General features: G+C 46.4%; 11 protein-coding genes. 5 read left to right on the top strand and 6 right to left on the bottom strand.

What is annotated here, in order from left to right:
- Nucleotides 1-58 precede the first annotated feature (58 nt).
- A complete protein-coding gene (locus IQ270_RS31450) occupies nucleotides 59-220 on the bottom strand; it encodes a hypothetical protein (protein WP_228056678.1) in 162 nt (53 codons plus the stop codon).
- Between the two features lie 227 nt (nucleotides 221-447).
- On the opposite strand from IQ270_RS31450, the gene IQ270_RS24905 reads away from it, so the two are divergent.
- A complete protein-coding gene (locus IQ270_RS24905) occupies nucleotides 448-930 on the top strand; it encodes a hypothetical protein (RefSeq protein ID WP_193975860.1) in 483 nt (160 codons plus the stop codon).
- Between the two features lie 247 nt (nucleotides 931-1,177).
- Complete coding sequence (gene cysE, locus IQ270_RS24900) at nucleotides 1,178-1,984, top strand: serine O-acetyltransferase (RefSeq protein WP_193975859.1); 807 nt, start codon at nucleotides 1,178-1,180, stop codon at nucleotides 1,982-1,984.
- Between the two features lie 135 nt (nucleotides 1,985-2,119).
- On the opposite strand, the gene IQ270_RS24895 is transcribed toward cysE, so the two are convergent.
- Nucleotides 2,120-2,701, bottom strand: coding sequence for an Npun_F5749 family FMN-dependent PPOX-type flavoprotein (locus IQ270_RS24895; RefSeq protein ID WP_193975858.1), 582 nt, complete (start codon nucleotides 2,699-2,701; stop codon nucleotides 2,120-2,122).
- Between the two features lie 171 nt (nucleotides 2,702-2,872).
- Here IQ270_RS24895 and IQ270_RS24890 point away from each other — a divergent pair, with 171 nt between their 5' ends.
- Nucleotides 2,873-3,991, top strand: coding sequence for a tocopherol cyclase family protein (locus IQ270_RS24890; RefSeq protein ID WP_193975862.1), 1,119 nt, complete (start codon nucleotides 2,873-2,875; stop codon nucleotides 3,989-3,991).
- Nucleotides 3,992-4,097: 106 nt separating this feature from the next.
- Here IQ270_RS24890 and clpS read toward each other — a convergent pair whose 3' ends face one another.
- Entirely contained in the window at nucleotides 4,098-4,391 is a 294-nt protein-coding gene (clpS, locus tag IQ270_RS24885; RefSeq protein ID WP_193975857.1) for an ATP-dependent Clp protease adapter ClpS, read from the bottom strand.
- Nucleotides 4,392-4,566: 175 nt separating this feature from the next.
- The gene (locus IQ270_RS24880) at nucleotides 4,567-5,169 is read right to left on the bottom strand and encodes a superoxide dismutase (protein ID WP_193975856.1); all 603 of its coding nucleotides are present in this window, start codon (nucleotides 5,167-5,169) and stop codon (nucleotides 4,567-4,569) included.
- A gap of 376 nt (nucleotides 5,170-5,545) precedes the next feature.
- On the opposite strand from IQ270_RS24880, the gene IQ270_RS24875 reads away from it, so the two are divergent.
- Nucleotides 5,546-6,082: a phosphate-starvation-inducible PsiE family protein gene (locus IQ270_RS24875; protein ID WP_193975855.1), complete on the top strand. Its 537-nt coding sequence runs from the start codon at nucleotides 5,546-5,548 to the stop codon at nucleotides 6,080-6,082.
- Nucleotides 6,083-6,276: 194 nt separating this feature from the next.
- Here the strand turns inward: IQ270_RS24875 and IQ270_RS24870 are convergent, their stop codons facing one another.
- A complete protein-coding gene (locus IQ270_RS24870) occupies nucleotides 6,277-6,828 on the bottom strand; it encodes a peroxiredoxin (RefSeq protein WP_193975854.1) in 552 nt (183 codons plus the stop codon).
- A 241-nt stretch (nucleotides 6,829-7,069) separates the two neighbouring features.
- Between IQ270_RS24870 and IQ270_RS24865 the strand changes: the two genes are divergently transcribed.
- Nucleotides 7,070-8,395: a peptidylprolyl isomerase gene (locus IQ270_RS24865; RefSeq protein ID WP_193975853.1), complete on the top strand. Its 1,326-nt coding sequence runs from the start codon at nucleotides 7,070-7,072 to the stop codon at nucleotides 8,393-8,395.
- A 96-nt stretch (nucleotides 8,396-8,491) separates the two neighbouring features.
- Here IQ270_RS24865 and IQ270_RS24860 read toward each other — a convergent pair.
- Nucleotides 8,492-9,334, bottom strand: an 843-nt coding sequence (locus tag IQ270_RS24860; protein WP_228056677.1) for a tetratricopeptide repeat protein, incomplete at its 5' end; no start/stop codon positions are given.

The following is a 9,334-nucleotide window of genomic DNA, read 5'->3' as shown; positions in this document are numbered from 1 at the left end:
CTAAGAGGGCGGGTACTCTTGGCACCGCCCCTACCAACTACCAACTGCCAACTACCAACTAATCGCCCAAGCACCAAGAAATAGCCAGCAAAATTAAGGTCAGGCTCAGCCAATTAGGGAGGGCGGGCCAGCCGGATAGACCTATGGGGAACAATATCAAAACCTCTGTCAATAGCGAACCGGCCGTCAACAGCAAAGCCAGCAGTATCAAATTGATCATCTTGAGAGCGTATAATTTTGGGCTTGAGTATAGCGCCTGTGGCAGAACTCGGAGCGGCACGAGCCAGGGCGATCGCACAGATATTGTTCTGATAAACATAAGGAACAAAATCCAGGATGTTTTGAACTAATTACAAAAAATTGTTCGCGATTGAGAGATTCAGATGCTTGGGGCTCGGATAGAGAAATTATGAGTTGTGATTGTAAGTTGTGACAAGGAGTATTGCCATGTTATTAAATCCAGGAACCCATTTCAAAAATAGTGCGTTCTTAGCTGCGATCGCCACGATCGCCACCCTACCAGTTTTAGCAGAAACAGCCAATTTTGGTACATTAAACTTATCGCGAGGTTTTTTGCCCGCAACAGCAATATTGAGAGGTTCCACAGGCGGATCGTACTCTCTATCTGCCATTGCCAACGCCGATCGCCACAAAAACAAATGTTTGGGTTTTGCCACTCCTACTCCCGACCACATCATAACCTTGCAGCAAAACTTTTCAAAACTCACAATCCAAGTCAACAGCGGAGGCCAGGACACAACCTTACTCGTACAAGGTCTCGGTAACGGCGTTCGCTGCGGAGACGATACAGGTCAGAATAAAGATGCCAGCATTGTTGATACAGACTGGCAAGCAGGCTCTTACAGAATTTGGGTCGGCACTCTCGAACCCGGAGTCAAGTCTAACTATACAATCTCAGTACAGGAATAGAACGCAGCGACGCTGTAGGATGGGGACGCTAAAATATTCTACATCCTCAAATTCTTCTCCCGATCGCCCGATCGCCCGATCGCTAATATCATGTCCGTTCGATTAGATTGGTTCGTAGCGCCGACTTAAGTCCGCGCTACGAACCGTTGGTGTTGTGACAATCGACCGAACACGATCTAACTTCCCTCGTCCAGTAAAATTGTAAAATTGAAAGTGGCGTGTTTAACCAAAATTGGAAACTCCGAAAGTGCTAAAGACCCTTAGAGCTGACTTCAGTATAATTTTCGACCGCGACCCTGCCGCTCGCAACTGGCTGGAAGTTTTGTTTTGTTACCCTGGTCTTCAGGCCCTAGTGCTGCACCGCCTCGCACACTGGCTTTATTTACTGGGACTTCCCTTCATCCCCCGCTTCATTTCCCACATTGCTCGCTTTTTGACCGGAATAGAAATTCACCCAGGGGCAACGATCGGCAAAAGCGTGTTCATCGACCACGGTATGGGGGTTGTAATCGGCGAAACAGCGATCATCGGCGATTTTGCCCTAATTTACCAAGGTGTCACCCTCGGCGGCACAGGCAAAGAAAGCGGCAAGCGTCACCCTACCGTCGGCGAAAATGTAGTTGTCGGTGCCGGGGCCAAGGTACTCGGAAATCTGCTAATTGGCAACAACGTTCGCATCGGTGCAGGTTCCGTAGTCCTCCGCGACGTACCCTCAGACTGCACGGTGGTAGGGATTCCCGGCCGCATCGTATATCGATCGGGAGTGCGCGTCAACCCCCTAGAACACGGCAGTTTGCCAGATTCCGAAGCTGTGGTAATTCGCTCTTTGCTCGATCGCATCGAATCCCTCGAACAGCAAGTACAAAGTTTGCTCCCTCAACCATCTGTCTCCTTAACTTCTGTTCCCAATTCCCACAATTTCCACTCAGTATCAGAAGCTTTCAAACAACCCAGCAATGTAGCCATAGCTGAAAAAAACCAGCCAATTACAACCCCTAGCTGCAAATTAAAAGATAAAGCAATTCAAGAATTTTTCGACGGCACCGGCATCTAAAATTTGAATTGGGAATTGGGAATTGGGAATTGGGAATTGGGAATTGGGAATTGTTGACTGTTAACTGTTAACTGTTAACTACTGCCAACTGCCAACTGCCAACTGACTACTGACTACTGACTAATAACTTCTTTTTTACGGATTGACCGATCGCACAAACCAATTTCCCTCCCCGTCGCGCCCGTAAAGCGATCGGTTCTGCGGTTCCCCCCGCAACTCCAAAAAATCCACCGTTTCCGGTTCCAACAACAGCAAACAAAAATTCGGCAGCGGCTCGAGCGCATCTGGGGAAGCACAATCAAAAGCACCAGCCGCCGCCTTATCTTCCCCCGGCGGCGGCCAAGCAAACTGAGATCGAGCCGCCTCAGAAAGCTCCTGCCAAGCTGTGCGGCGCGACGAGTACAACTCTGAATCTCGATCGTCATTTCCCACCAAAATCAGTTGTCCAGCAATCCGAAATTGTTCCCGAGTCTTCGGGAAATACCAGCAAATCTCCCCCCAAGGATAGAGGTTAATTTCCTCTACCTTTTGACTGCGAATATCAGTAATAAATTTCAACCGATTAGTATCTCCTAAAAAGCCTCTAAACACCACAGTGCGGTTAGCCGGACGCCCGTCAGTGCCAACAGTTGCTAATTGCAAGTAGCGGGCAAAAGCAAGACTGCGGTTGCGGTGGAGAGCTCGGGCTAAGGGATCTCGCCAAAGTGCTAAAGTCATAATTAATACCCTATCATATTAGTCATCAGTCATTAGTCATCAGTCATCAGTCATTAGTAGCGTGCTGGCGCGCACACCTTATCCAATTCCCAATTCCCAATTCCCAATTCCCAATTCCCAATTCCCAATGACTGCTGACTAATGACTCTTCTTTCTGCTATTGGTGATTTTATGTCAAATCCACTCTCAAAACTCAAAACTATTGAAACTCCCCACAGCGGCTACCATTGGGACGGCAGTTCCCGGCGCTTTTTTGAAGGCTGGTACTACCGAATAACATTACCCATTCACGGACAATCCTTTGCCTTCATGTATTCAATCGAAGACCCCAGAGGCAGTCAACCCTACAGCGGCGGTGCAGCCCAAATTCTCGGCCCCAAAGATAGCTATTTGTGCCGCACCTTCCCCGATGTAAATAAGTTTTGGGCGCACCGAGAAAGTTTGGGTTTCGGACATTGGGGCAAGACAGACTTACAAATTAAACCCGAATATTTAGAACCCCAAGTATTCGACAGCCACGTCGAAGAAGGCTATCAAGCTACCGCTACTTTGAATCAAGGTTATCTGCACGACCCCGGAAGCGGGAGTCACTGTTTTTGGCAGTACGAAATTAAACCAGTTTACGGCTGGGGCAACTCTGAAGAACTCCAGAAATCCACGGCGGGAATGTTATCTTTTCTGCCCGTATTTGAACCGGGATGGCAAATTTTAATGGCTCACGGTTTAGCTACTGGCTGGATAGATTGGAACGGCCAATGCTACGAATTTAAAGATGCTCCCGCTTACAGCGAAAAAAACTGGGGCGGTGCTTTTCCGCAAAAGTGGTTTTGGATTAATTGCAATTGTTTTCAAGGCGAAAGCGATTTAGCTTTAACTGCTGGCGGCGGCAAGCGGGGCGTTCTCTGGTGGATGGAATCGGTGGCAATGATTTGTCTGCATTACAGAGGCAAATTCTACGAGTTTGTGCCTTGGAATTCCCAAGTTACTTGGAATATTGAACCTTGGGGAAGCTGGAAAATGCAGGCTAGAAACAGTCAGTTTGAAGTTGAGTTAATTGGCACTGCAAGTTCTCAAGGTACTTACGTGCGAACTCCTACAGAAAAAGGCATGGCTTTTTGCTGCCGGGATACGACGCACGGCGAATTGCGCTTGCAACTGCGAGAGTTGTTGGGGGGAAATGTTGCAAAAAATGGCCAGCAGCGTTATAGAATTATTTTAGAAGCTCAAAGTTCTTTGTCGGGTTTGGAAGTTGGTGGCGGGCCTTGGGAGCAAGTTTGGCGATCGAATTAAGTCAGTAGTCATTAGTCATTAGTCATTAGTCATTAGTTAACAGTTAACAGTTCACTTTGATATTCATTAGCCACAAACAGTAGAAATTTCGCGCCTCTACAGAATTTTAAGTAGACTCTAGCGGAGCCATTGTCAGTCCAGCACGGCTCAATTGCATATGATAAAGTTCTGCTTGCTCTTGCGGGCCAACCCAGACGGTGGCCTGGCCTTCGGTGTGGATTTGGTTGGCGAGTTTCCAAGCTTGATCGCTCGTCATCCCTGGAATGTATTTCGTCAAACATTCCACGACGTGCTCGAACGTGTTGAAATCGTCGTTGAGGACTATTACCCGATAGTTGGGATAAGGTTTGCGGGTAACTTGACTCGATCGAACGGGTGCTATGGTTGGTGAAGAGGTCATCGCGCGAACAGCCACTAAAACTACAAAATTCTTAAAATAGTTACCTTTTCGACTATAACACAATTTCAGAAAATTTTTAGCACTGCTCGGCAGGGCGATCGGGTTCGCCATCTCTCAACAAGGAATTGCATTCCTCTCTACCGAGACGAATGCAACTCCTCAAACCCCTATGCTACTAAGCCGCAGCCAAATTTGCTGCTGCGAAATCCCAGTTAGCCAAATTATCCAAGAAATTAGTAATGTAGTCGGGACGGCGGTTTTGGAAATCCAAATAATAAGCGTGTTCCCACACATCCAAAGTCAGCAACGGGGTTTGGCCGTGTGCTACCGGAGTGTCGGCGTTCGCAGTTTTGGTAACTTTCAAAGTACCGTTGTCCAAAACCAGCCAAGCCCAGCCGCTGCCGAACTGAGTTGTCGCAGCAGTCTTGAATTCTTCCTTGAATTTGTCGAAGCTGCCAAAGTCGGCGTTTATTTTCTCAGCTAAAGCTCCTGTCGGAGTGCCGCCACCGTCTGGTTTGAGCGAATTCCAAAAGAAATTGTGGTTCCAAACTTGACCTGCATTGTTGAAAATGCCTGATTTAGACGGGTCTTTAGCAGATGCCTTGACAATTTCTTCAAGGGATTTGTCCGCCATTTCCGTCCCTTCAATCATTTTGTTGAGGTTGGTCACGTAAGCAGCGTGGTGCTTGTCGTGGTGAAACGAAAACGTGTTGGCCGACATATGATCTGACTCTAGGGCGTCAGCGGCGAATGGTAATGCTGCAAGTGTAAATGCCATTGTGTTCAATCCTCTCTGGGTAGCTTTTGTTTTTGGGTTGACTTTCCGGCTTTTCTATAATTGGAGCCTAAAGTCCCTAGCTTGAGTTGATCAAGCTGTCGTAAATAATTCTTTACACTTTTCATATTTTATCTCAGTTGCAGCATTTTCGGATTTTGAATTCTGGTTTTCACAAAATCTCCTAATACCATGTTTGTGTCAGCACAAATATTGCCAAAATGTCAAGCCACCTGCGCGATAAATAAAACCTTGTGTAAATTTGTCAACAAAGGAAAGTTTGATGATGGTTATAAATAAATTAAACCTATTTTTGGTCAAAGATCGGCTCGATTTAACTTAAGCTGTAAGCAGGTCAAACAGATTGCAGGAGCTGTCAATGGAAAACCGTTCAAACCAGACAAGTAACCCCCCGCAGTGGTTGAATCTGAAACTAATAGTCAGCGGCCTCGAAACTGTTCAAGATTTAATTGTAATTTCTTTGTGTATCGGTTTGTTCTGTTTTATGGTCATAGAACTGCGAGAAATGTTTTTCTCGCTGTTGCCTCCTCTGGATTTTCAGCAAGTGACGGCAGATATTCTATTTTTATTGGTTTTGGTGGAATTATTTCGGCTGTTAATTATTTATTTGCAAGAGCAGCGCGTTTCGATCGGTGTGGCTGTGGAAGTTTGTATTGTATCAGTTTTGCGAGAAGTTATCGTGCGGGGAGTGCTGGAAACTCCCTGGGTTCAAATATTATCAACAGGAGCATTTTTGCTCGTTTTGGGAGCGCTGTTGATAGTTAGAGTTTGGTTGCCACCAACCTTCGAGGGAATTGACCCAGAACGCCGTCTTTCGAGCAGAAAGAAGAAGCTGTCAGAGTCTGAATCTTCTGCCGATGCTGTGGCAGTCAATAGCAAGTTTAATGCTCATTGAGTACGGCCCACAGGCGATTTGAGATTGAAGATTTGAGATTTGGTATTCTACAGATGCTCGCGTTACCAGCCATTTTTTTCGGTAAAATTAACACGATAACGTTCGATATAGAGAAATGCAAGTCCTTGGAAAATGCAGGGACTTGCATTTCTGTGGCTCGAACCTAATCGATTGCGGTTGGGCGATCGCACGTATTACCCTTGAGCCTGCAATTCGCCTAAACGAGCTAACACTTCTTGCGAGTGAATCGTTGGGTTAACCTTAACAAAAGTTTCCCGCAAAATGCCTTCAGGGTCAATAATAAAACTGTGCCGTGCCGAGATAAAACTCATCCAAGAACCGTAAGCTTTACTCACATTGCCGTCCGTATCGGCTAACAGCGGAAATTTCAAACCTTCAGAATCGCAAAATTCTGCGTGGGAGTTGACATCATCAGCGCTGATGCCGATAATTTGAGTGTTCTTTGCCAAGTATTTCGGCAAATCTTGCTGGAATCGACGCGCTTCGATCGTACAACCCGATGTAAAATCTTTGGGATAGAAATAGACTACCAACCACTTACCGCGATAATCGGACAGCGACACTTGTCCCTCGCCACTGTTTGTCGGCAAACTAAAATCCGGTGCGGCTTGATTCACTGCCGGCAACTTGCCGCCGAGAGCAAAGGCAGGGGGGGCAAAATTAAAAGTCAAAAAGACTAGACAAATTGCCAATAAAGTGCTAAGAAACTTGCGGCGGGAAATCATAAATTCACAACTAGAACTGTACTTAACACAAGTTTACAGTTTTCTGATTAAATGGGTAGGGGCAATTCGCGGATTGCTGCTCAAACCCAAGTCCGGCCTTAGCAACCCTTTGATGATTCGGCGGTTGAAACCGCAATTATACAAAGGATGTCCGCCTCTGCGGACTAAAAAATAAAGGGGGCACTCTACTCGGATTTGGTATCAAAAGCCAAAGATAACTCACTCAAATCACAATTTACTTATGAGCGCTGCACTTCCGTTAACAGACAAAGCTATTGTAGTCCAGGTAATTAACGGTCAACCCGTTGCGATCGAAGTAGACGGCACTAATGCGCCGATTACCGCTGGCAATTTTGTTGATTTAGTTGAACGGGGTATCTACGATGGGGTGATGTTTCACCGAGTTGTGCGCCAGCCCGATCCTTTTGTGGTGCAAGGAGGCGATCCGCGCAGCAAAGATACTACAATTCCAGCAAGTCAATTGGGAACTGGTAATTTTATCGATCCGGATACGAATCAGGGGCGTTTTATTCCTTTGGAAATCAAGCCGCAAGGGGCGGCGCAACCTGTTTACAACCAAGTTGTCACCCAGGCGCCGCAGTTGCAGCACACTGTAGGGGCTGTGGCAATGGCTCGTGCTACTGCTTTGAATTCGGCTTCTTCGCAGTTTTATTTTGCTTTGAATACTTTGCCGTTTTTGGATGGCAATTATGCTGTTTTTGGCAAGGTTATTCAAGGTTTTGAAACGGTGAATGCGGTGCAGCAGGGCGATCGCATTTCTAGCGCCAAAGTCGTTGGAGGAATTGTACCGAGTCGGGTTTCTAGCATTATTAACGATGTTAGTTTCCTCAACAATTTAATTAATAGTACCAATTTCGTAAATCTATCTTTGCGAGCGCTCAGATTGCCTGATGCCCCGAACAACTATCAAGTCACTTCGCAAGACTCTCAGCAAAACCCCAGCGGTGTACTGGGAGGTAGCGGAAACGATCGCATTGTGGGTTCAGCGATTGATGATGCAATTAACGGCAGCCAAGGCAATGATACCGTCACGGGGGAAGCAGGCGACGACTTTTTACGAGGCGGTAAAGGTAACGACTCGATTAGCGGCGGTGTTGGCAGCGATATTATCAACGGAAATCTCGGCGACGATACTGTCACTGGCGATGCGGGTAACGACTTTTTGAGAGGCGGTAAAGAGAATGATGTTCTAATTGGTGGCGATGGCAATGATGTTTTGATGGGAGATTTAGGCAACGATACTCTTACCGGCGGCGCTGGTGCAGATAATTTTGTTTTAATCGCAGGTAATGGAGAAACAGATACAATTACTGATTTTATCTCGGCCCAGGGCGATCGCATTGGCATTGGTGGTAGCAGTTTGTCTAACCTGGCATTTACTCAATCTGGAAGCAACACTTTAATTCAATTTGGCGGGGCTACTTTGGCAGTTGTTCAAAATGCCGCTCCGGCTGCGGTTCAAAATGCTGCTTTTGCAATTGATTTTTCTAGTATTTCCCGTCCCAATGACTTGCCTGTCGGCGACGCTGCCTTCAGAATAGGCTAACTTTAATTATAGGTGTAGGGTGCGCCACAAGCACCTTACCAATTCCCAATTCCCAATTCCCATTCCCCCATTCCCCCATTCCCCCATGACTGCTGACTAATACCGCAGCTTTTTTATTTTAGAAACTGCGTCTTGGTAATAATCCATTCTCCCCTGCTGATTGAAGAGTCCTGCTGCCTTCTGAAAATCCTCAAATGCTCCCTGAACTTCTCTCAATTTGTATCTAGTGACTCCTCGGTTGAAATAAGCTTTAGCAAAATTGCGATCGAGACGAATTGCTGACTCAAAATCAGCTAGTGCTGCCAGGGAATTTTCCATTTGCAGGCGGATAGCGCCTCGGTTAAAGTAATCTTGGGTTAAATTGGGGTTGAGCATTAGTGCGGAGTTGTAATCGGCGATCGCCGCAGTATAATCTTTTAAACGAGTCAGCATAAACCCCCGATTGCTGTAATACTTGGCTCGGTAAGGATTGAGTGCGATCGCAGTAGTTATATCTTCGAGAGCAGACTGTTTGTAACCTAATTTGTAGCGGGCAACACCGCGATCGTTGTAAGCTGGCGCGAATTGCGGATTGAGGTTAATTGCGGCAGTGAAATTTTTAATCGCGCCGTGCAAGTCTTGTCGTTCGAGATTTTTTAAACCCCGAGTATAAAATTTTTTAGTGGTAAACTTTAAAATTGCCTGTTGTCGGGCTTGGGCTTGCTCGCCGGAAAATACTTTGCTTGCAACATTAGAGAATCGCAAAGATTCGATCGACTGGAGAATAGTTGTGACAACTAATTGACTGGGGGGAAGGGGCATAGTAGGCATCGGAGGGCTGGGGTTTAACTGTATGCTCTGATTTTCCTCTATATTTGAGCTACTGACAGTGATATCCGTACTCTTGGGAAGGTGATAAGTTGGATGAGATTTGGTGATGCTCGGGCATAGACTTGTGTG

The organism is Microcoleus sp. LEGE 07076 (assembly GCF_015207455.1).
Taxonomy (GTDB): domain Bacteria; phylum Cyanobacteriota; class Cyanobacteriia; order Cyanobacteriales; family Microcoleaceae; genus Microcoleus.
Note: the sequence above shows the minus strand (reverse complement) of the source record. Positions and strands in the feature narration are given on the sequence as shown.